Below are 22,061 nucleotides of genomic sequence, written 5' to 3'. Positions count from 1 at the left end.
ATAAAAGTACAATGTTTACCCTTACAAATACTGAAATTTGGAAACTACACATACATTAAGTAGTGTCGCTAGAGAGATTCCTATCGACTAAGATATCTGTGAATCTACTCCTAGCATAAGCCTTAAAAATAAATTTTTTGAAGAGCTTCAAATTTCTTAAGCTTTCCTTAAGGTTTAGTCAGTATACTCCTAGCAACAATTAAAAGGAGTTCTCATGCGAGTGTTAGTTGTTGAGGATAGTACTTTCAATGCGTTTTGCTTAACTCGCTTACTACAGGTGGTGTATACCCAGATCAATGTTACTGTAGTTAACGATAGCGTACAGGCATTAGCTTACTTACAGAATAATGTTCCTGCTCTTATCATTTTAGATGGTGATTTAAAAGCATCTGATGGTTTAGAATGTAACGGTCCAGCTTTAGCTCATACTATTTGGTCCAGTTATAAATATATTCCTATTATTGCTTGGACCAATTCAGAAATCATGCGTCAGGCATTTGCTGATGTTTTCCGCCAGCATAATAAACCTTTTCATGATTATCATTGTTGGCAAAAAATTGTTAGCCTGGAACGTATTGCTCAATCGTTATCTTATTTAATTAAACAAGAACAAAATTTTGCTAAAGAACAGATAAACTTAGAGCATTTATATATTTAGTATTAGCAAATTATAGCGCCACTCACTAAGCTTTATACTTCGTTGCAAGCTTGCTCGGCTCAGTCATGTACTTAGTTGTACACTCCTTCGCCTCACTCACTTGCGCCTTGTCTAAAACTTAGCGGGTGACGCTATAGTTATTAGAGCACATTGAACTTAATGTGCTTCATCCCAATTTGTTCCAGTGCCAATTGAAACTTGTAGAGGTACTACTAGCTCTACAGCGTTTTCCATTAATTGATGAATTTCATTTCTTGCCCACTCTATAGCATCATGCTGAATTTCAAACACTAACTCATCATGCACTTGCATAACCATACGTACGCTTTCAGGATTAGATAATGATTCTTGCCATTTAAAGACAGCAATCATGGCTTTCTTGATAATATCTGCCGCTGTTCCTTGCATAGGTGCATTAATAGCCATACGTTCGGCAGCTCGTTGCCGTGATAGGTTACGTACATTAATATCTGGCAAATATAAACGACGGCCGAATATTGTTTCTACATACCCTTGCGTATGAGCTTGTTGTCTTGTCCTCTCCATATACTCTAAAACACCTGGATAACGCTGAAAATAACGATCCATATAAAACTGAGCATCTTGCCGATCAATTCCTAACTGCTTGGCTAAACCAAAAGTGGACATACCATAAATTAACCCAAAGTTAACTGCCTTTGCTCGGCGCCTTTGCTCAGCAGTGACGTCATCAAGATTAACTTGAAAGATTTCACTGGCTGTGGCTGTATGAATATCCCAACCGCTAGCAAATGCTTTTAAAAGGTTAGGATCAGCCGATAAATGCGCCATAATACGCAACTCAATTTGTGAGTAATCAGCTGCAAGTATGGTATATTGAGGCGGGGCTATAAAAGCGGTACGGATTAAGCGGCCTTCTTCACTTCTAATAGGAATATTTTGTAAATTGGGTTCACTCGATGAAAGACGGCCTGTTGCTGTAATGGCTTGATTGTAACAGGTATGAACACGCATCGTTTCTAGCTTAACGCGTTTAGGTAATGCATCGATATAGGTTGAGACAAGTTTACTTAAGCTACGATACTCTAAAATAATAGCTGGTAGCTTATAGTTGTATGCAAGTTCTTGCAATACAGATTCTGCTGTTGATGGCTGGCCAGTAGGAGTTTTTGCAAGAATAGGTAAATTTAATTCATCAAAAAGAATTTCCTGTAACTGCTTAGGTGAATTTAAATTAAATGTTCGCCCAGCAAGTTGAGTTGCTTCTTGCTCTAAGGTGATTAGCCGAGATTTCAGCCGTTGCCCATGTTTTTCTAAAGTAGGAATATCAATAAGCACGCCTTGCCGCTCCATCTCAGCAAGAACTTGCAATAAAGGCATCTCAATATCTTTAAATACTGTATCTAAGGGTAGCTCTAACAAGGAACTAAGTTTATTATGAAGCGTCACGATAGTCATAATTTGATTTATTGCATAGGTGGCGGCTTTAATAAGTGTAATTTGATTTAGTTGCTGTTGCTTGACTCCTTTTCCTACGACGCCTTCATAGGTAATAGTATTGCAACCTAAATATTTTAAAGACAGAGTATTCAGATCATGTTGACCCGTGCTGTTTAAAACATAGGAAGCCAGCATGATATCAAAGTTGATGCCTGCTAAATGGATATCATAATTTTTTAAAATATTGTAATCATATTTTAAATTGTGCCCAATCTTACTTACTTTTTCATTTTCAAGAATAGGCTTTAAAGTATTAAGAGTTGTATGAGGATTTAATTCTATATCTGTATCTAGATGAAGAAACGGAATATATACACTCTGATTTTCGTTTAGAGCAAGTGATAAACCCGCTATATCTGCATGAATAGAGTTTGGATCAGTGGTTTCTGTTTTTATATAAACTTGCGAAGCAGATTGCAATAATTGTAGAAAATTATTTAATTCTACTTCATTCTTAATAATATTTAAATCTGGCTGGGATGTTTCTTGGATAGGCTCGTCATACTCTTTAGCCTCAAGTAATTCTTTTAACCAAGATTTAAATTCTAATTCCTGCACGAGAGTAATTAATTTTTCCCTATCTTCCTTTTTAATTTTTAAATCAGCTAATGTTAAAGGCAGTTCTACGTCGGTCTTTATAGTGATTAATTGCTTTGATAAAGGCAGATAATCTAAACTTTTACGTAGATATTCTCCTATTTTACCTGTTATAAGATGGGAATTTGCACATAAATTATCTAAATTTTCATACTGTTCAAGCCACTTGACTGCTGTTTTAGGCCCGCATTTCGTAACGCCAGGTATATTATCAACGCTATCACCTACTAAGGTTAAATAATCAATAAATTGATTAGGCGTGACACCAAATTTTTCTTTAATAGCCGCAATGTCCATGATTTGGTTAGTCATAGTATTTATAATAGTTACATGTTCATTAACTAATTGCGCCATATCTTTATCACTTGTTGAAATGATAACAGGCTGGCCTTGCTCGGTAGCTAAACGGGATAAAGTCCCAATAACATCATCAGCTTCTACGCCTTCAATGATTAATAAGGGCAACCCCATAGCGGTTAACAATTCAATTAAAAGAGGAAATTGGTTGTATAAATCAGGCGGCATTGCGTTTCGATGCGCCTTATATTCAGGATACAGCTCTTCACGAAAAGTCTTACCTTTTGCGTCAAAAATTACAGCTGCTTGTTCACATTCATGATCTTTAATCAGTCGCCTAATCATGCTCGCTACACCGTAAATAGCGCCTGTTGGTTGCCCCTTAGAATTGGTTAAGGGAGGCAGGGCATGAAAAGCTCGAAAAAAATAGGAAGAACCATCTATTAAAAGCAAAGAACTAGACATTATTCAACAGCCTCATATTGCTCTAGGCGGGTATTTAGTTCATTTATTTTATCATTAAGTAGACGTAAATTCTTACGCATACTTGCAATACGAGTCACCCCTAATTCCTGTTCAAGGGCTTTTTCTTTAGGTCTTGCTGGATTGCCTAAATACACATTACCTGCTTTAAGATGCTTTTTAGGTGGAACACCAGCTCGCGCACCGAGTATAACACCATCGTCAATTTGAACATGATCGCTAACGCCTACATTAGCTGCAAAAATAACATGATCGCCGCTTATCGTACTGCCGGCGATGCCTGTAAAAGCACATAAAATATTGTGTTGCCCAAGCTTAACAGAATGTGCAACTTGCACGAGATTATCTATTTTCGTTCCGGCACCGATAACAGTAGCGCCTAAGGTCGCGCGATCAACGACAGTATTTGCACCAATTTCAACATCATTTTCAATAATAACTTTACCTTTATGAGGAACTTTTAAATGGTGGCCATCAACAAAGGTATAACCAAAGCCATCCGAGCCTATAACACTAGATGCATGAATACATACGCGCTCGCCAATTTCTGCTTCATCATAAATCGTTACATGAGAATGTATGGTGCTGTTTTGACCAACTACCACATTTTTTCCAATACTAACATGGCTTTTTAAGACACACTGGTCACCAATCACAGTGCCTGATTCAATACTGACATAAGGACCAATAAAAATATCTCTTCCAAGCTTTACATCTGAAGCAATGATTGCAGTAGGATGAATACTTGCTACTGGTTCTGTATGAGGATAAAAGAAATCTAATAATTGAATAAACGCTTTGAAAGGATGAGCAACCTGAATAATGGGTTTAGGTGAATGATTAACTTCAGGGCTAGTAAGAATTGCTGCCGCTTCAGATTGTTCAGCTCGCCGTAAATTATCTAAACCATCAGCGAAAACAAGTGATCCAGCGGTAATATTTTCAATCGGTGATAAAGACGATACAATAATATCATCGGCACCAATAACTGTACCTTGCACTATATTAGCTATTTCATATAGAGAAATACTCATTAATTAACCTTCTAGTTTGCGCAAATGGATCGATTATAACGCGTTGCGGGATGACTTGCGAACCATGTTTTTAGATTTTTGTTTACTAAATTGAGCGTAGGACGATTGAATAGTTAACAATGTAATCTTATTTAAGACTAGTATGGTCTTTAAATACCTCGCCTTAGTAATAAAGCAACATTAGCGCCTCCAAAAGCAAAGTGATTGGATAAAGCTATATCAATCAATTTTCTTCTTGAATAATTAGCAACGTAATCTAAATCACAAGCCGGATCAGATTCAATTAAATTAATTGTAGGTAATAAGGTATCGTGTTGTAAACTTAGCGCTGTTGCAATAATTTCCATTACTGCTGCAGCGCCAATAGCGTGCCCTGTCATTGATTTTTGCGCAGTGATTGGAATTTCATAGGCCCGTTGGCCGAATACACTTTTTATTGTTTCTGTTTCTGTTAAATCATTTAATTGGGTGCCCGTTCCATGCGCGTTTATATATTGAACGTCATTAATTGAGAGCTTAGCATCATCAAGTGCTGAGTGAATTGCTCTTATCTGTCCCTGGCTACTTGGCGCTGTAACATGATAAGCATCACAGCTTGCACCAAAACCAATAATTTCTGCATAGATTTTAGCGCCTCTTGCTTTAGCATGTTTAAATTCTTCTAAAACTAAAATTCCTGCGCCATCAGCCATTACCATACCACTGCGGTTTTTAGAAAAAGGACTACATGCAAGCTCTGGTTGCTCATTTTTAACAGACATTACTCGTAACTTACACCAGGCTGCCATAATAGCTTCCCACAAGAGTGATTCTGTTCCTCCGCATATCGCCACGGGCATTCGGCCTTGTGCAATTTGTTGATAAGCACTACCTATTGCTTCTGCTGAAGAAACACAGGCATTTGATATAGTAGAATTAGGGCCACCTAAACCAAAGGCAATTGCAATATGGTTGGCAATTGAATTAGGCATGGCACGTAAAACACTTAAAGCGGGAATTTTTTTCCAACTTTGATTGAAAAAAAAGTCATAAGCTGCTGATTCTATCTCTGGGGTACCACCTAAACTCGTACCTATGAAAGTGCCTGCAGTTTGCAGCTCTGTTGGAGTAAGGCCAGCCTGTATAAGGGCGCGATAAGCACAATAAAGAGCGTACTGAATAGCGCGTGGGTAGCGCTTATATTTTTCTAAGGTTTCTATTTCTTCTAAAGAAAAATCAGTAATTTCTCCACCAATTTGCGTAGGGTAAGGGCTTGGATCATAATTCTTAATCCGTTTAATACCAGATTTGCCTTCCATAGCTGATTGCCAAAATGACTGCAGGCCATTGCCAATAGAAGACACAATTTCCATACCCGTGATTACAACCCTTTTTTTCATTCCTTACCCTTAAGCTATTCTTGCAAGATAGAGGTTATTGGGCTTAGCCAAATTAACAAAACAAATTACTGCTAAAATGGACATAACCTACTTATCAAGCACCCGTTTAAATGTCTAAGCATTTACGGGGATAATATTCGTTTAATGACGTAGTGGAGAGTAGAGCTCTTGCCTAGCCATCTTTTACTTTATTGCTGCGTTGCATATGTTTCTGCGGTGCTCCTACTCTCTGTAAACGCTGCGCCTCGACTTGCACTAAAGTAATATCTATAGGTTATGCAAGAGCTCTAGTTTGTCTCATTTATGTCAAACTCAAATTAAATTATGTACTCGCTAGATTTTGAAAGCAATACTCAGTAAAGGCAATTACAATTGATTTAAATACTTATAATTGTACCTGAAAATGAAAAATGTATTAATAACGAAAGGAAGGAAGTAAGTTTTGTAATTTTAATACACCAATTGACCAATAATCTTGCTTGTCTTTCACTTTAAAATTATACTTTTGATATAATTTTAGAGCTTTTTGGTTGCTCGCTTCAACACTTAAATCGATGGTTATTTTTCCAATACTTAATGCCTCATTGATACAATGCGCTAGCAACTCGCTGCCTAATCCTTTTCTTTGATGGGAAGGAAGAATAGCAATATCTGAAAAATGTGCTATATCTGGTTTCCATTGAATGTGCGCTTTGCCTATAGGTATTTTATTTTTTAAAGCAAATAATATAGTGTGATTATTATCATTTAATAAGTAAGCAAAACGTTCATTCATATCTTGATGTACAGTGAAGCAGGCTGCATCAATAGTACATAAATCAGTGAGGTCTGCTAAAGTTGCTTTACGTATAGATAGCCGAGGATTACCAATTAATAAAGGTTCATAGCTGTGCCTAATCATATAATATTCACTATGGTGGTAAGTAAACCCTGCTGCTTCCAACCATGGATGAGCTGCAGCTGCTGGAAAGGAAATAATAACTTCAGTCATTTTTTTTTGTTTAAGCAGCGAAATAATTTGGGTGAAAAGCTGGGTTGCTATACCTTGACCGCGATAGTTGGGCGCGATTAATAAGCTTGCTTCACAAGCATGCTCATAGAAAAAGTATAAAGCTAAAAATCCAATTAATTTCTCATTTTCATAAAAAAGAATATTACTTTCAGTTTCTCGTTTTTTTACTAAAATATCCTGATATAACGTTGGCAATCCTCCATCTTGAACCGCACAAAGCTCAGCTAACTTATTTACATGTTCTAATTGGGTTGTACTTAGTTGGCGATTACGTATAAGCATAACAACTCTTAATGCAATTTAATAAACATTTAGTCCATCTGGATCGAGATCCTGCATAAATGCTGCACATTTTACAGGATAACGCTCGTTTGGTACGATAAAAGAATCTTTTTCGTCCTTTTGTCAAACTCACGTTAATTATATTTCCTACTCAAAGATTAGGGGAAGATGATTATAATTTCCAGGGAAACAGGAATTTATTTAAAAATGAAAATTAAGTACCGCAAAAATAATTTCCATTGCAATAAGAATGATAATAATAATTTCTAAATTATGAGAATGGCGATTTTCTAAATAACTATTAAACATCTCAAAAATCTCATTAAGGGTATCTAGGCGATGATTAATGGCATTAACTCGTCGTTGAATATGTAAATAACGCTCAAGCATTGTATAATATTCTTCGAGAGTAGGGTGCTGCCAGAAGTATTTTGGATGATATAGAAAGTTACTAATTAAGTTCATCTCACTTTTAGCGCCTAGAATCTCGCCAATAATTTGCCGAATCTTCATGCGTGTTATTTGCATCTGTCCTGTCGTGGATAGAGCTTGAATAACAGGCGAATATTTTTCAATTAATGCTTCAATAATTGTTTCAAAATATTGTAGCTTTACTGATTGGGAAAATCCGTAAGACAAGCTTAATTTAAGCTCGTCACTATCCATATCAGCATCAAGAGAGATACAATCTACATCGAAAAAACCATGCGGTTCAATAGATGTTTTATCACTTACTCTATAAGTAAATTCATCTCGAACCAAAACAGAAATAGGCCTGATTACAAATTGGCGAATCTTATCAAGGTAGGGATCAACTTGATACCGTTTAATTCCCCAGGTAACTACCGTACCATTTTTAAAAGCAAAAATGGTTGAATTAGGTAGCTTAACTGGAGAAATTCTTAGTACGTCACGTGATCTAGTCGTTGGATAATAATTTGCTGTAGATTTGAAATACTGATCCAATCGAGTTAAATCAATCGAATTGGCAATGCAATAACTTAAGCACTCCATAACGGCAAGAACCTTACACAATTTGACTCCTGATAAATACATATTTATCAGGAGTAATTTAAACTATCAAAATTATAGCTTAATTTACAGTTAACTACACGCTTTCTTCCTCTCTTACAGAAAAGGCCTTTTTTCTGTCGGTTGCGCCACTTAACCACTGTGGGCAAACTTCAAGTACTTCAGCGATTTTTTGTAATTGCTCAAAAGAAGGTAGGATTTGGCCGAAAATCATACCATTAGCAAGATGACGTGTCACGCCAAATACTTTGGCAACTGCTTTTGTCTTTTCTGTTATATCTTCAGGAAAACCTAATAACGACAATTCCCGATTAAATCGTTGCGAAAACACTTTAGTATTCATTATTTCACTCCATGAAATTAATTAATGATTACATCTACATCACAGGTTTAATCCTTAACCGCCAATCCTTGACGCAAGTAAATCTGTTATAACGTATTTTTTTTTTTTAGAAAAGGGTTTTCATTAAGCGCAAATAAATATTTTATTTATAGGAGAGAATTAGAGGAAACCATAAACTGTCAATTTAACCTGTTAATTGGCGGCATAATAGGTTAACTATAACCGCCAAGATAGCCTTGATTATTTTTCGCCTTGTGAGCTGAAATAATTTAAATCAAGTTCTCTAGCTGCTTTAACATCATCTAAGCGCCTAACGGGTAATTTAGTTGGTGCTTGCTTTAGCAGTTCAGGTTGCTCTTCAGCTTCTATACGAATTGCTCTCATTGTAGCAACAAAGCCATCTAACTCTTCTTTGGATTCTGTCTCAGTAGGCTCAATAAGTAAGCATTCAGGTACAAGCAGAGGAAAGTAGGTGGTTGGAGCATGAAAACCATAATCTAATAAGCGCTTTGCCATATCCATAGCAGTAATATTAAAAAGCTTTTTCTCTTGGCTTAAAGTTAATACAAATTCATGGCTAGCTCGTCTCTTAGGATAAGCTGGGTTAAAGCCTGCTTTGGCCAATGCCGCTAGTAAATAGTTAGCATTTAAAGTAGCAAATTCTGATACACGTAATAATCCTTCTTTACCTAAAAGTCGAATATAAAAATAAGCGCGAAGTAAAATGCCTGCATTGCCCATAAAACAAGATAATCTGCCAATACTTTGAGGATAATCAGCTTTAGTAGCCCAGCGATAGGTTTCATTTTCTTTGATAACCACTGGTTGGGGCAAATAAGGCAATAAACGTTTACTGACTGCTACAGGCCCAGCTCCAGGGCCGCCACTTCCATGAGGTGTCGCGAAGGTTTTATGTAAATTTAAATGCATGACGTCAAAACCCATGTCACCCGGACGCACGCGGCCCAAAATAGCGTTTAAATTAGCGCCATCATAATAAAGTAAACCACCAGCCTGATGGATAATTGCCGCAATTTCAGTAATTTGTCGCATAAACAAACCTAATGTTGATGGATTTGTTAGCATAATTCCAGCAGTTTTAGGTCCAACTCTCTCTTTTAATTGTTCTAAGTCAATATCACCATCTTTAGCAGTAGGAATTTCAACAATTTTAAAACCACACATAACAGCCGAGGCAGGGTTAGTACCATGTGCTGCGTCAGGAATAATCATTTCATTACGCTGGGTATCACCTCGTGATTGATGATACGCTTTGATCATGGCAACACCTGCAAATTCGCCTTGTGAGCCTGCCATCGGTGTTAATGACACGCCACTCATACCTGTAATTTCAAGTAAATAAGATTGCAATTGATAAATAGTTTGTAAATAACCTTGGCTATCTTTCTCTGGCGCTAGCGGATGACGATTCATAAATCCTGCGATAGAGGCTGCTTTATGCACCCCACGTGGATTATATTTCATTGTGCAGGAGCCCAAAGGGATAAAGGTTGTATCAATTGCATAATTTTTCTGTGATAAGCCTGTATAGTGGCGCACAACCTGTAATTCAGAGCAACTAGGGAGTCGTGGAGGTATCTTACGTAGAAACTGATCTGGTATGGTAAGCGGCTCTATATTGGGTCTCGGTGCTTGGCCCATTGCTTGCCGCCCAGCCTGAGAACGTTCAAATATTAACATAATGTGCTCTCCGCTTCCTGAATAAATGATTTTAAGCCTTCACAATACATCACGGGCGTAAATTCTAAAAATTGATAATCCGCAATTTCAGCTAAATAATAGGGATCTTTCTTAAAAACAGACTCAAGATAGTCTTTATTACTTGTTGCAGCAATGATAATACCACCTACTCGGGGCTTCATTGGCCCAGAGGCAATTAACAAGCCTTGCTTATAATAATAATCTAGGAACTCACGGTGAGCTTGAAGATATTTATCAACTTCAGTTAGGGACGTTTTATAAGTTAATTGAATAATAAACATACAGCCTCACTTTAAAATGCTTTTTAATTCATCAATATAAAAATTAATCTCTTGTTCTGTACGCATTTCTGTAGTACAAACAAGTAAGGTATTATCTAGCTCAGGGTAATGCGCTTGTATAGGATAACCGCCATCAATACCACGCGCTTTTAATTTATCCAGAATATTTTCTACTGGCGATTCAAATTGTAGTAATACTTCATGGAAATAAGGGGCTGTAAAAGTTTGCTTAACGCCTTTTATTTGGGTAAGTCCTTTTACTAAGTTTACGGTATTTTTATGACATTGTTCTGCAACCTGCTGTAGGCCAACTGGACCAAGTAAACTCATATGAATTGTGGCTGCAGTGACTAATAGACCTTGATTTGTACAGATATTAGAAGTTGCTTTGGCACGTCTTATGTGCTGTTCTCTAGCCTGTAATGTTAAAGTAAAGCCTATATTACCTTCTTTATCTACCGTTTTACCAATTAAACGTCCAGGCATCTGTCGTACATGTTCAAGGCGAGAGGCAAAAAAACCAAAATACGGTCCGCCGGAAGCCATAGGCGCGCCCAAAGGTTGCCCTTCACCACAAACTATATCAACGCCATATGAGCCCCATTGACCAGGTGGCTTTAAAAGACCTAAAGAAATAGGATTAACACAGGCAATGGCAATAGCCTTATTATCTGCTGCCCAGTTAGTTAATTCATCAACAGGTTCAAGACAGCCAAAAAAGTTTGGCTGCACAATAACTAAGGCTGTAATATCTTGATTGGTATATTTATCAACTTCAGCTAAAGTGGTAGTGCCCGCTTTATAATCGAAGGGTAAGTTAATAATTTCAATATGTTGATTACGAGCAATTGTTTCAATAGTTGCTCGATAAAAAGGATGTAGAGTGCCTGCAACTAGGACACGATTTGTTTTACTGTGTTTATTAAGTCTTATAGCCATTAAAATGGCTTCAGCTGCTGCGGTTGCTCCATCATACAGTGAGGCATTTGCTACTTCCATGCCTGTTAATTCAGCAATCATCGTTTGAAATTCATAAAGCAGCTGCAAGGTACCTTGGCTTGCTTCAGCTTGATAAGGCGTGTAGGCAGTTAAAAATTCGCCCCGACTTGCAATATCCCACACTGCTGCTGGAATATGGTGGTCATAAGAGCCTGCGCCTAAAAAGCAAATACCGTTTTGGTTAGTGTGAGCTAATTGAGATGCTTCTTTAAGCATTTGCATCTCATTTATGCCAGCAGGAATACCTTTGAACCCTTGAAAGTAAAGTTGTGTCGGTATTTCATCAAATAATTCATCTGTATTAGTCACACCAATGGTTTCTAACATTAGTTTGACATCTTCTTTTGTATGGGGAATATAAGGCATAACTAATTTTCCTCAGCGATCTCAGTTTCATATTGGCCTGCATCAAGTAAATCACTCAAATCACTGTTTTCATCATTTAAACGGAGTTTTACTAACCAGCCAGCGCCATAAGGATCAGTATTTACAAGGGCAGGATCATTAACAATAGCCTGGTTAACCTCAATGACAGTACCATTAACTGGCGCATAAAAATCGGATGCAGCTTTAACAGATTCTACAACACCTAATTCTTCCCCAGCGTTGATTTCTTCCCCTTCTTTAGGAAGCTCAACAAAAACTAAATCGCCTAGAAGTCTTTGTGCATGATCGGTAATACCTACTAATGCTTCATTGCCATCAATTTGGATCCATTCATGCGTGCGCGTAAATTTTAAATCTAACATCAACCTATCCCCTTAATTATAGAATTTAATTATTATTTATTTTAGCTTGATATAGGCTTACCATTTCGAATAAATCTAGGTTTGGTTACTTGAGCTGAAATCTGTTTTCCTCGAATATCTACAAAGACTTCATGCTGAGTTTCTATAGGCACCCGAGCAAGTGCAATGGATTTTCCTAACGTGGGCGAGTATGTACCGCTAGTTATGACACCTTCATGATGTGAATTAGGAATTATCACCCGTTGTCCTGTTCGCATAATACCTTTTTCATTAGTAATTAAACCAACAAATTTACGTTTTATACCTTGTTGTTTTTGAAACAGTAAAGCGCCCATGCCAATAAAATCTCGATCTTCTGGCTGCCATTTAACAGTCCAAGCTAGACCTGATTCAAGCGGCGTTGTTGTCTCATCCATATCTTGACCATAGAGAAGCATGCCTGCCTCAAGTCTTAATGTATCGCGAGCGCCAAGGCCACAAGGTTTAACACCAACTTCTAATAAATTAGACCATAATTGATTAATTTCAGATGCAGGAACAATAATTTCTAAACCATCTTCACCCGTATAACCTGTTCGAGCAAGAAAATAATTATCAACATCAACGCACTCAAAATAAATTAATGTTGAAACAGCATCACTTTGTGCAGGACTTAAGACATGCATTGTTTTAGCTATTGCTTCAGGGCCTTGTACTGCAAGCATAGTCAGCTCTGTACGTTCTTGTAGTCCTACTGCAAACCCTTCACTTTTCTTACGAATCCAGGCGAGATCTCTTTCTCGAGTTGCAGAATTAAGCACAATACGGTAATTATCTGGTGCACGTTGATAAGCAATAAGATCATCAATAATTCCACCATGTTCATTACACATACAGCTATATAAAGCGCGGCCACTATGTTCTAATTGATCGACATCGTTGGTCAGTAATTTACGCAAAAATTGCCGCCCGCCAGCGCCTAAAATATCAACAATTGTCATGTGTGAAACATCAAACATGCCTGCATCAGTGCGAACAATATGGTGCTCTTCTAATTGAGAACCATAATGTAAGGGCATTTCCCAGCCATGAAAATTAACCATTCTAGCACCCGAAGTTAAGTGACTAGCATACAATGGTGTTTTTGCAATCATTTGCTTCCTCGCTTCATACAACTCATAAATATTGATTATACCTTGATAAGTGCTTACTACAAGAGCAACATGCTGTCTAAGTTAAATCATAAACTTATAATTTGGGTTTAAAATTAAAAGGCCTATTTTGATATAGGATTAGTTTTAAATATAATCTATATCAGCTAGAAATTTTATTATAATTCTAGCTGCTGCTTTTCAATTGTTGATTAACATCTAACTCATAATTCATAAGTTCATCTAAAAATGGCCTAACACCTTCTTTTTCAAAGTTTTCCCATGCGCGAATCACTGCTGGCGAAATACAAATATTCTTTATAGATTCTAATTCTTGAATTAAATTATTTTCTTTATAAGCATATTGAATGAGTGCAAAAGGAAATAATCGATTAGTAACCCCAGCTCCTTCCTTAGGATACCTCTTAATTAAAACACTTTTGTCATCAAGTTCTGCGAAGTTTTCTTCTAAATAACGAAATGTCAATAATACATAAATTTCATAAATAAGATCTTCTTATCCATATTTTGGGGTTTTTATTTTAATTGCTTTATTTTTACTACGTATAAAAAGCTCTGGAAAGTTTAAGTTAGTTGCTAGAGTTTATAATTGGTGCTTAAGGTAGGTTATGTAAGAGGTTTATTGCGTATAATATAGGCTATATGGCTTATACTTTATAAATACCAAGCACCTTTTTAAGGGTATGTTAGTTATGCAAGAGGTCACAGTAAAAACCTGGGGTAGTCGTTTAAAAGAGTCTCTTGCAGGTATTTTATTTGGCTTTATTCTCATTATCTTTAGCATTTATCTTATTTTCTGGAATGAAAATCATAGCTTGCATATGACACGCTCTTTGTCAGAAGCATGTAAAGTATTAATTAGTGTCTCACCAAGCCCAGTTGATAATAGAAATAATCTACGGGTAATTTATGTTTCCGGCCTTGCAACGACAAACAATAAACTTCAAGATCCATTACTAAATATTAATTTAGTAGCCATTGCTTTAATTAGAAAAGTAGAGATGTATCAATGGCAACAAGAAGAAAAAACAAGTACTGAAAAACAAATAGGTGGTTCTGAACGTACTATTAAAAGTTATATTTATAAAAAAGTATGGTCGGAAAATTTAATTGATAGTTCGCAATTTAAGGAGGGCAATTATCAAAACCCAATAAGTATGCCTGCTCATTCAGCACGTCAAGTGGCATCGCGTGTCACATTAGGAGACTTTACTTTATCCCCTGCTTTAGTAGAAAAAATTACTTCAACCGCGCCTGTTGATTTATCTCAAATTGATTTAGATAAGTTAAAAACGCACTTTAATAAGCCCGTACAGCTCATTAACAATGAATTATATCTAGGACAAGATATTCAAAACCCACAAATAGGCGATTTACGAATTTCGCTTTCAGCAGTTCTTCCGCAGGAAGTCAGCATTATTGCACAGCAAGTAGGTACAACATTACAAGCCTATCAGGCTAAAGCAGGCGAAGCAGTACTACTTTTATCACCTGGACAAATATCAGCTCAGAGCATGATAAGAGAAGCTCAGGAAGAAAATCGTATGACAATGTGGTCAATTAGACTCGTAACGTTAATTATGGTAATTATGGGGTTTGCTTTGTTAATGCGTCCATTAGCTATTTTAGCAGACGTTATTCCTTTTATAGGAACCTTAGTTAGTTTTGGTACTGGTTTAATCGCTATAGTAATGGGAATTTGTTTATGGGCTATCTTTCTGGCTATAGCTTGGTTTGCAACAAGGCCATTTTTCGCAGTGGGCTTATTAATAATGGTTGTACTTGTAATCTATTTACTTTGGAAATCAAGAGCCGCTAATGATGATAATGATAAGCCTATTCCTAAAGTAAAATAGGCTTTAGCAAGTTTGTTCGCTTTAATTCATTGTATTTAATGAATTTCTGCAGCACTCCTCTTTTAATTATTTTATATGTCCTTAGTGTAATAATTATATTAGACCTCTCTCGAAACTCTACTGTAATGGCCAATTTGCAGGCCGCGGCAGTGCTCGAATCTTCATGTACTCTATGTACACTTCGATTCTGCGCGCTGGCGCAACCTGCAACTTAGCTCTTTGCAGCGAATTTCGAAAGAAGTCTATTCCCGACTGGCTTTAAAAAATTGAGCTAATTTTTAATAAGTACAATTTAAATAATCTATAATTATAAAGTAATTAGAAATAGATAGGATTAGTCGTTGTGTTAGGTGAATTCATTTCTTGGCGAGGCGCTGCTGATATTACTTGGCTGTTGTTATTGCTTTTGTTACTTAGGCACTTTTGGCAAGATAGGCAAACCCTCTTAAAAGCACGTACTTGGTTTCTGACTAAAGGGCGGATTACTCGTTTCCTTTTGACTACAGATGGTCATCATTTATGGCCTAAAATTGAGTATACATACCAAGTCTATGATAGAGACTTCTTAGGCGAGTATTTCTTTCTCGACACTTCACACAATAACCCGAATAGCAAGTACTCTCGTAAGGTAGCATATCGTGCAGCAGTGGCTTTTGAGAAAGATGAAGATATTGACATTTTCTACAATCCAGTTGACCCACAACAAGCTGTATTAGACGTGCAAATTCCAACGAAGCTTAATTTTATTATTGTCTTATTGATTTGCCTTATTGTGGTGCATTTAGGGGTTGTTGCGCATCAGTTTTTTTAGAAGGCTGACACTCACATGGCGGCTCTATGACTCTTGCCTGGAGTGCATTAATAGCTAACCCTCTTACACCTTGATTATTAGGAACCTGACTAAAATAAATAGTCACTTCAAGGGTTTGCTTTTGTTGAAATTGTGGATTTTTATAAACGACTAATAAAGGCATGGTCGCTTGCCATTGGTTCTGGCCTAGTTTTTTAACTTCAGGAGGCATGGTAGCTACAGCGCTAACAAAATAATTATTTTTAGCCACTACTTCAGGGAGTTTAGAAGCATTAAGTGCATTGCTGTAAGAAGTCCAGCCTTGTGCTGTAAAGTAGCGAGCTATTTCGCGCTGGCGTTGAATAAAATTATTAAAGCTGTAAGTATATGTAGAAACAATGGCTTCATTTGCCCATACTGCGAGTTGCGTGTTATCTGCATAAGTTATTAAAGGACATAAAAGTAATAAAGTTTGAACGAATTTAAGAAGTCGATACATAACTTAATCCTTACCTTTGGATAAGAGCCGTTAATCAGCATATTTATAAAAATAGATGATCGCCAAGTTATTTGTTGATAATTAACTATTTGTGGTATCCTGCGCAAAAATAAGCAGAAAGTAAAATTATTATTCTTTAAAGTATCATAACTCGGTGAGCTTGAATAACTTTAAGAATTATTTGTTGTCATTGCAAGCAAAGGTCATTACGAATCAGTCTAAATATAGTAAATATAGTAAATTAAATTAAAGCAGGTTGGCGCTATATTCATATATTCTTTATGGGCACTGAAATCGCTTTCTGAAATTTTTATAAGCATTATATACAGTGTGTATGACTGATTAGAATGAAAATTTGTTTGAATTTAATAGCATTTTGCTAAAAAGTTAAAATCTATCTTAAAGAAAACCATAGTTAAACCTATTTAGTTTTGCAGTAAGTCTGTAAGTTAGAGATAATTTCTGTCTAATAATAATCAGCAAGGGAGAAAAGGTTGGTACGCAATAATAGCCCTTTTTATTTTGCTAACCGTGAAAATGTTAGCCGTTTTCTCAATCGTTGGGATCTATTATTACTGATTTTAATTTTGTCTATTTTATTTTTATTAGGCTGGACTGGCCAACAGATGGCTGTTCCTTATCAACTTGGTGATCCTCTACCTATTTCATTAAGTCCTACTAAGCTACCATTTTATGCTGCGCGAACAGTGCTGCGTATGTTTATTGCTTTAATTTTGTCAATTTTATTTACTTTTATTGTAGGTACTTTGGCAAGTAAAAATAGACGAGCCGAACAAATCATCATTCCTGCTATTGATATTTTACAATCCGTTCCCGTTTTAAGTTTTTTATCCATTACAGTGACAGGGTTTATTCACTTATTTCCTAATAGCTTATTAGGTCCCGAATGTGCTTCTATCTTTGCTATTTTTACAGCCCAAGTATGGAATATCACCTTTAGTTTTTATCAATCACTTAAAACCTTACCAGACGATTTAAAAGAAGCTGCAGCAATGTTTCAATTATCTGCTTGGCAACGATTCTGGAAAGTAGAAGTTCCGTTTTCTATGTCAAGTTTACTTTGGAATATGATGATCTCGATGTCGGCAAGTTGGTTTTTTGTTGTGTTGTCGGAGGCTATTGTTGTTGCCCACCAACAAATTCGCTTACCGGGAGTGGGATCTTATATTGCTGTAGCCATTGAACAACATAATTTAGCTGCGGTTGGTTATGCTATTTTAACGATGATTATTGTTATCTTCTTATATGATCAAATTCTTTTTAGGCCTCTTATTGCTTGGTCTGAAAAATTTAAAATGGAGCAAAGACCAGATGAGGAAGAGTATCAATCATGGCTTATTGATCTAATCCGTAGTAGTCAATTAGTGAAGCGCTTAAGAAATAATGCTTCTATTATAAAAGAAAAGTTTGTCAACGCTCGTTGGCTTAGTCGTGGGCCGCCAGCTAGTAAAGAAGTGGATATTCATCAACAAAGACGGCTAGATTGGATATGGAATAGTATTGTCCTTTTAGGTATCGCTAGCGGCGGCTGGTTTTTATTAGAGTTTATTTTAGCTAAGCTAAAATTTAGTGATATTTTATATGTTCTTGCCTTAGGGGCCGCAACAGGTACTCGGGTTATTATTTTAATTATTTTAAGTTCACTTATTTGGATTCCTGTTGGCGTATGGATTGGTCTTAGACCAAGAATTGCACAAAAAATCCAACCAATTATCCAGTTTGTTGCAGCATTTCCGGCTAATTTATTCTATCCTTTGATTGTTATCGCTATTGTTCGTTTCAATTTAAGTGTTGAAATTTGGGTAACACCATTGATGATTCTTGGTACACAATGGTACATTTTATTTAATGTAATTGCTGGTGCTTCAGCTATTCCGCGTGATCTTTATCTGGCTGCAAATAATTTAGGTTTGTCTGGTTGGCTGTGGTGGAAGCGATTAGCTTTACCAGGTATTTTTCCCTTTTATATTACTGGCGCAATTACAGCAGCCGGTGGCGCCTGGAACGCTAGTATTGTTGCTGAATGGGTTAGCTGGGGTAATACTACTTTAAAAGCTACAGGCCTTGGCGAGTATATTCAGGCAAGTACATTAGCTGGCGATTTTCCTAGAATTGCTTTAGGTACTGGTATGATGTGTTTATATGTGCTTGCATTTAATCATTTATTATGGCGGCCTTTATATCGTTTAGCACATGAGCGTTTTAATTTTAACTGAGGTTTTAACAGGCTTATGCCAAATGTAATTATTGAGTTAGAAAACTGTCGTAAATCCTTCAAAAAAGCATCTAACCAAGAACTTTTAGTTCTTGAAGATGTTAATTTTAAATTATATGAAGGAGAAATTGTTGCTCTACTTGGTAAATCAGGTTCAGGTAAATCAACTTTGTTACGTATTATTGCAGGTCTAGTACCTCCTTCAGCAGGTCGTGTAACTTATCGAGGCCAACCTGTTATTAAACCGGTTGCTGGAATTGCTATGGTCTTCCAATCTTTTGCGTTAATGCCTTGGTTAACTGTATTAGAAAATGTAGAGCTGGGTTTAGAAGCACAAGGTGTCAATCGAGAAGAGCGCCGAAGACGAGCAATTGAAGCGATTGATATTATTGGTTTAGATGGATTTGAATCAGCTTTTCCTAAAGAACTATCAGGTGGTATGCGTCAACGGGTAGGATTTGCTAGGGCGCTCGTTATTAATCCAGATGTTTTATTAATGGATGAGCCTTTCTCTGCCTTAGATGTTTTAACAGCTGAAAATTTAAAATCAGATTTACTCAATTTATGGCAAGAAAAAAAGACTAATACCAATGGTATATTGTTAGTAACTCATAATATTGAAGAAGCCGCAACGCTTGCTGATCGTATTATTATTTTTGGTAGTGATCCTGGGTATATTCGAGCAGAATTAAAAGTTTCTTTGCCACAGCCACGTAACCCTGAAACAGCTGAGTTTCAAGCGTTAGTTGATAAAATTTATACGGTAATGACAACTGGATTACGGGAAAAATCTAAACATGCTCAACGAGAGCGGCAGATTGGTTTAGGCTATCGTTTACCTGATGTTGACCCTTCTGAATTATCAGGTTTAATTGAAACGATGACATCATTTAGTGAACGCATTGACTTGCCTGAGCTTGCTGATGAGTTGATGATGAATATCGACGATTTGTTCCCCTTATTAGAAATGTTAGAAATTTTAGGTTTTGCCCGAGTATCAGACGGTGATATTCAATTAACAGAATTAGGTAGAGAGTATGCTAATGCTGACCTTCAAACCCGTAAAAAAATATTTACCAAACGTTTATTAGATAAAGTTCCTTTAGCGCGTTATATTCGCCATATTTTAGATGAGAAAGTAGGGCATCGAGTATCAGAAGAACGTTTTCTAACTAAGTTAGAAGATTATTTCACTGAAAAAGAAGCTGAGCGCGTTTTACGTACTATGATTGACTGGGGCCGTTATGGCGAAATCTTTGCCTATGATTTTAATACCGGTGTTTTAAGCTTAGAGAATCCAGGCATGTCTGATGATGTAGCAGAGTCAGTACACTAAATTTTGCTTTAATTTGAGATAAAAATGAATAATTATAACCCTATTGGATTATCAAAATTTGAACTCGATACACCTTGTCTGGTATTAGATAAAAATAAGTTACTGTATAATTTGCAGCTTATGCAGCAACATGCCTTAGAAAACAACATTCAAGTAAGGCCGCATGTTAAAACACATAAATGCTCAAAATTGGCTGCTCTTCAACTTCAATATGGCGCTATAGGTATTAGTGCTGCTAAAGTTGCTGAGGCTGAAGTATTAATTGCTGCAGGTATTCATTCTATTTTAATTACATCTCCCGTTGTAACACCCACCAAAATAGCAAGATTACTCAATTGTGTTAAACAGGCACCTGAAACAATAGTCGTTGTTGATAATCAAAGTAATGCAGCTGCTTTAAATGCAGCAAGTCAAGCAGAGGGAGTGAAAATTAAGCTAGTAATTGATATTGACCCGGGTATAGGGCGAACTGGCATAAAGCCTGAGAAAGCGCTTGAGCTAGGCCGCTATATTCAGACATGTCAAGGGTTAGAATTGCAAGGCTTACAGTGCTATGCAGGTAATTTGCAACATATTAAGTCTTATGAAGAGCGGCAAAAACGCTCTTTAGAAGTTATGCAAATGGCGAGTCATTTAGTTAAACAATTCAGGCAGGAGGGCTTACCTTGTCCAATCTTAACCGGCAGTGGTACAGGCACTTATAATATAGACATTGAAGCCGATGAGGTTACGGAAATTCAGCCAGGCTCCTACACGGTGATGGATGTAGATTATGCTGTAATTGGCTCAAAGGAGAACCCTGATTATTTCAACACCTTTCAACCAGCCATGACCATGCTAACTACTATCATTAGTGCTAACAGAACAGAGCATGTTACTGTGGATGCGGGAACTAAATCCATTTATGTTGATAAACATCAGCCTAGGATTATAGCGCCAAAAGGATTATGTTACGATTGGGGCGGCTTTGGCGATGAGCATGGAAAGATAACTGCTATTGATGGCGCGCTTCCTAAATTGGGCGATGTACTGGAGCTAATAGTGCCGCATTGTGATCCGACTATTAATCTATTTGATAAATTCTTTATCTGTGAAAGTGATCTTGTAATTGATTGTTGGAATATTGATTTAAGGGGTAAATCACAGTGACAAGAATAAGCGTAGCAACTGTCTTGAATTTTAATTCAAGACAGTTGCTACGCTTGCTTTTATACTTTAAGAAGTAGGCTTTTCACTCGCTTGACTAACTAGAAAGTTAAGTATTTTAACAAGCCTCTCTTCATTTTGTGCCATTTGCAAGTCAGTTTTATATTGGCTATTAATAACAAATGAAGGCACCACATTGATATGATAAGTTGCCATTTTCGCATTACCCTTATTAATTTTCATATCCACAGTAGGTGAATGCATAAATGCACTTTCAGCAGTCTCCCTATCAACCCCCTGCTTAATAAAGAAATTAATCATCGCTTGATTATTATTAAGTGGTGTTCTATCTGCTTGAATAGTTTTAAATAAAAGAGGATTTAACTTATCACTTAAATTTAATAGTTCAGCAGTATAGTAAGCTTTAGCATAATATGACCAGTCTTTATTAAAGACTACTGGTATGCGGGAGAATTGAATTTTATGATTTTGTTGTTTAACCCATTGATCTAAAGTTGCTTCAATGCGATAACACCAAGGGCAGCCAAAACTAAAAAATTCAGTGACTGTTACTTTAGTATTTTTTGTTGGCGTGGCAGATTTTATGACTTCATAATCTTTCCCTGCAACGAAATCTTCTGCTTGAGCAAGCATAGGAAATAATAAAAAAAGCACTAATAAACGTTTTAACATAACTTAT

20 protein-coding genes are annotated in these 22,061 nt (G+C 36.6%); 6 read left to right on the top strand and 14 right to left on the bottom strand.

Translation table 11 applies throughout. From position 1 onward, the window contains the following. The first annotated feature begins 214 nt into the window (after positions 1–214). A complete protein-coding gene (locus ACQUW5_RS09940; protein ID WP_444991091.1) occupies positions 215–658 on the top strand; it encodes a response regulator in 444 nt (147 codons plus the stop codon). Between the two features lie 156 nt (positions 659–814). Here the strand turns inward: ACQUW5_RS09940 and polA are convergent, their stop codons facing one another. From polA to ACQUW5_RS09880, 12 genes are all read right to left on the bottom strand, one after another. Next, on the bottom strand, positions 815–3,496 hold the full coding sequence (gene polA, locus ACQUW5_RS09935) for a DNA polymerase I (RefSeq protein ID WP_444991090.1): 2,682 nt from the start codon (positions 3,494–3,496) through the stop codon (positions 815–817). Further along, positions 3,496–4,548 (bottom strand): UDP-3-O-(3-hydroxymyristoyl)glucosamine N-acyltransferase, encoded by a 1,053-nt coding sequence (gene lpxD / locus ACQUW5_RS09930; RefSeq protein ID WP_444991089.1) that lies wholly within the window; start codon positions 4,546–4,548, stop codon positions 3,496–3,498. Before lpxD ends, polA begins: the two co-directional genes overlap by 1 nt. A 149-nt stretch (positions 4,549–4,697) precedes the next feature. Further along, complete coding sequence (locus ACQUW5_RS09925) at positions 4,698–5,927, bottom strand: beta-ketoacyl-[acyl-carrier-protein] synthase family protein (protein ID WP_444991088.1); 1,230 nt, start codon at positions 5,925–5,927, stop codon at positions 4,698–4,700. Between the two features lie 415 nt (positions 5,928–6,342). Next, entirely contained in the window at positions 6,343–7,221 is an 879-nt protein-coding gene (locus tag ACQUW5_RS09920; RefSeq protein WP_444991087.1) for a GNAT family N-acetyltransferase, read from the bottom strand. A gap of 201 nt (positions 7,222–7,422) precedes the next feature. Further along, positions 7,423–8,256, bottom strand: coding sequence for an RMD1 family protein (locus tag ACQUW5_RS09915; RefSeq protein ID WP_444991086.1), 834 nt, complete (start codon positions 8,254–8,256; stop codon positions 7,423–7,425). Positions 8,257–8,329: 73 nt separating this feature from the next. Further along, a complete protein-coding gene (locus ACQUW5_RS09910) occupies positions 8,330–8,596 on the bottom strand; it encodes a helix-turn-helix domain-containing protein (RefSeq protein ID WP_444991085.1) in 267 nt (88 codons plus the stop codon). Between the two features lie 240 nt (positions 8,597–8,836). After that, entirely contained in the window at positions 8,837–10,297 is a 1,461-nt protein-coding gene (gene gcvPB, locus ACQUW5_RS09905; RefSeq protein WP_444991084.1) for an aminomethyl-transferring glycine dehydrogenase subunit GcvPB, read from the bottom strand. After that, complete coding sequence (locus ACQUW5_RS09900; protein ID WP_444991083.1) at positions 10,291–10,599, bottom strand: YciI family protein; 309 nt, start codon at positions 10,597–10,599, stop codon at positions 10,291–10,293. Before ACQUW5_RS09900 ends, gcvPB begins: the two co-directional genes overlap by 7 nt. A 6-nt stretch (positions 10,600–10,605) precedes the next feature. Then, positions 10,606–11,964: an aminomethyl-transferring glycine dehydrogenase subunit GcvPA gene (gene gcvPA, locus ACQUW5_RS09895; RefSeq protein ID WP_444991082.1), complete on the bottom strand. Its 1,359-nt coding sequence runs from the start codon at positions 11,962–11,964 to the stop codon at positions 10,606–10,608. Positions 11,965–11,966: 2 nt separating this feature from the next. Further along, entirely contained in the window at positions 11,967–12,347 is a 381-nt protein-coding gene (gene gcvH, locus ACQUW5_RS09890) for a glycine cleavage system protein GcvH (protein WP_444991081.1), read from the bottom strand. 41 nt (positions 12,348–12,388) lie between these two features. Continuing rightward, complete coding sequence (gene gcvT / locus ACQUW5_RS09885; RefSeq protein ID WP_444991080.1) at positions 12,389–13,480, bottom strand: glycine cleavage system aminomethyltransferase GcvT; 1,092 nt, start codon at positions 13,478–13,480, stop codon at positions 12,389–12,391. Positions 13,481–13,664: 184 nt separating this feature from the next. Next, positions 13,665–13,964 (bottom strand): hypothetical protein, encoded by a 300-nt coding sequence (locus ACQUW5_RS09880; RefSeq protein WP_444991079.1) that lies wholly within the window; start codon positions 13,962–13,964, stop codon positions 13,665–13,667. A 226-nt stretch (positions 13,965–14,190) separates the two neighbouring features. Between ACQUW5_RS09880 and ACQUW5_RS09875 the strand changes: the two genes are divergently transcribed. Next, positions 14,191–15,354 carry a TMEM43 family protein gene (locus ACQUW5_RS09875; protein WP_444991078.1) on the top strand — a complete coding sequence of 388 codons (1,164 nt, stop codon included), beginning with the start codon at positions 14,191–14,193 and terminating at the stop codon, positions 15,352–15,354. 343 nt (positions 15,355–15,697) lie between these two features. Continuing rightward, positions 15,698–16,165, top strand: coding sequence for a DUF3592 domain-containing protein (locus ACQUW5_RS09870; RefSeq protein WP_444991077.1), 468 nt, complete (start codon positions 15,698–15,700; stop codon positions 16,163–16,165). On the opposite strand, the gene ACQUW5_RS09865 is transcribed toward ACQUW5_RS09870, so the two are convergent. Next, entirely contained in the window at positions 16,122–16,643 is a 522-nt protein-coding gene (locus ACQUW5_RS09865) for a DotI/IcmL family type IV secretion protein (protein WP_444991076.1), read from the bottom strand. The two genes, ACQUW5_RS09870 and ACQUW5_RS09865, sit on opposite strands and share 44 nt — an antisense overlap. A 626-nt stretch (positions 16,644–17,269) precedes the next feature. Between ACQUW5_RS09865 and ACQUW5_RS09860 the strand changes: the two genes are divergently transcribed. Genes ACQUW5_RS09860 through ACQUW5_RS09850 form a run of 3 tightly spaced genes read left to right on the top strand, consistent with a single transcriptional unit; the run spans position 17,270 to position 21,364 of the window. After that, entirely contained in the window at positions 17,270–18,880 is a 1,611-nt protein-coding gene (locus ACQUW5_RS09860) for an ABC transporter permease (RefSeq protein ID WP_444991093.1), read from the top strand. A gap of 15 nt (positions 18,881–18,895) precedes the next feature. Beyond that, positions 18,896–20,215: an ABC transporter ATP-binding protein gene (locus tag ACQUW5_RS09855; RefSeq protein WP_444991075.1), complete on the top strand. Its 1,320-nt coding sequence runs from the start codon at positions 18,896–18,898 to the stop codon at positions 20,213–20,215. Positions 20,216–20,239: 24 nt separating this feature from the next. Further along, on the top strand, positions 20,240–21,364 hold the full coding sequence (locus ACQUW5_RS09850; protein WP_444991074.1) for a DSD1 family PLP-dependent enzyme: 1,125 nt from the start codon (positions 20,240–20,242) through the stop codon (positions 21,362–21,364). A gap of 66 nt (positions 21,365–21,430) precedes the next feature. Here the strand turns inward: ACQUW5_RS09850 and ACQUW5_RS09845 are convergent, their stop codons facing one another. Beyond that, on the bottom strand, positions 21,431–22,054 hold the full coding sequence (locus ACQUW5_RS09845) for a thiol:disulfide interchange protein DsbA/DsbL (protein WP_444991073.1): 624 nt from the start codon (positions 22,052–22,054) through the stop codon (positions 21,431–21,433). Between the last annotated feature and the right edge of the window lie 7 nt (positions 22,055–22,061).

It is taken from the genome of Legionella pelazae (assembly GCF_052527395.1).
This window is presented reverse-complemented; position numbering and strand designations above follow the sequence as displayed.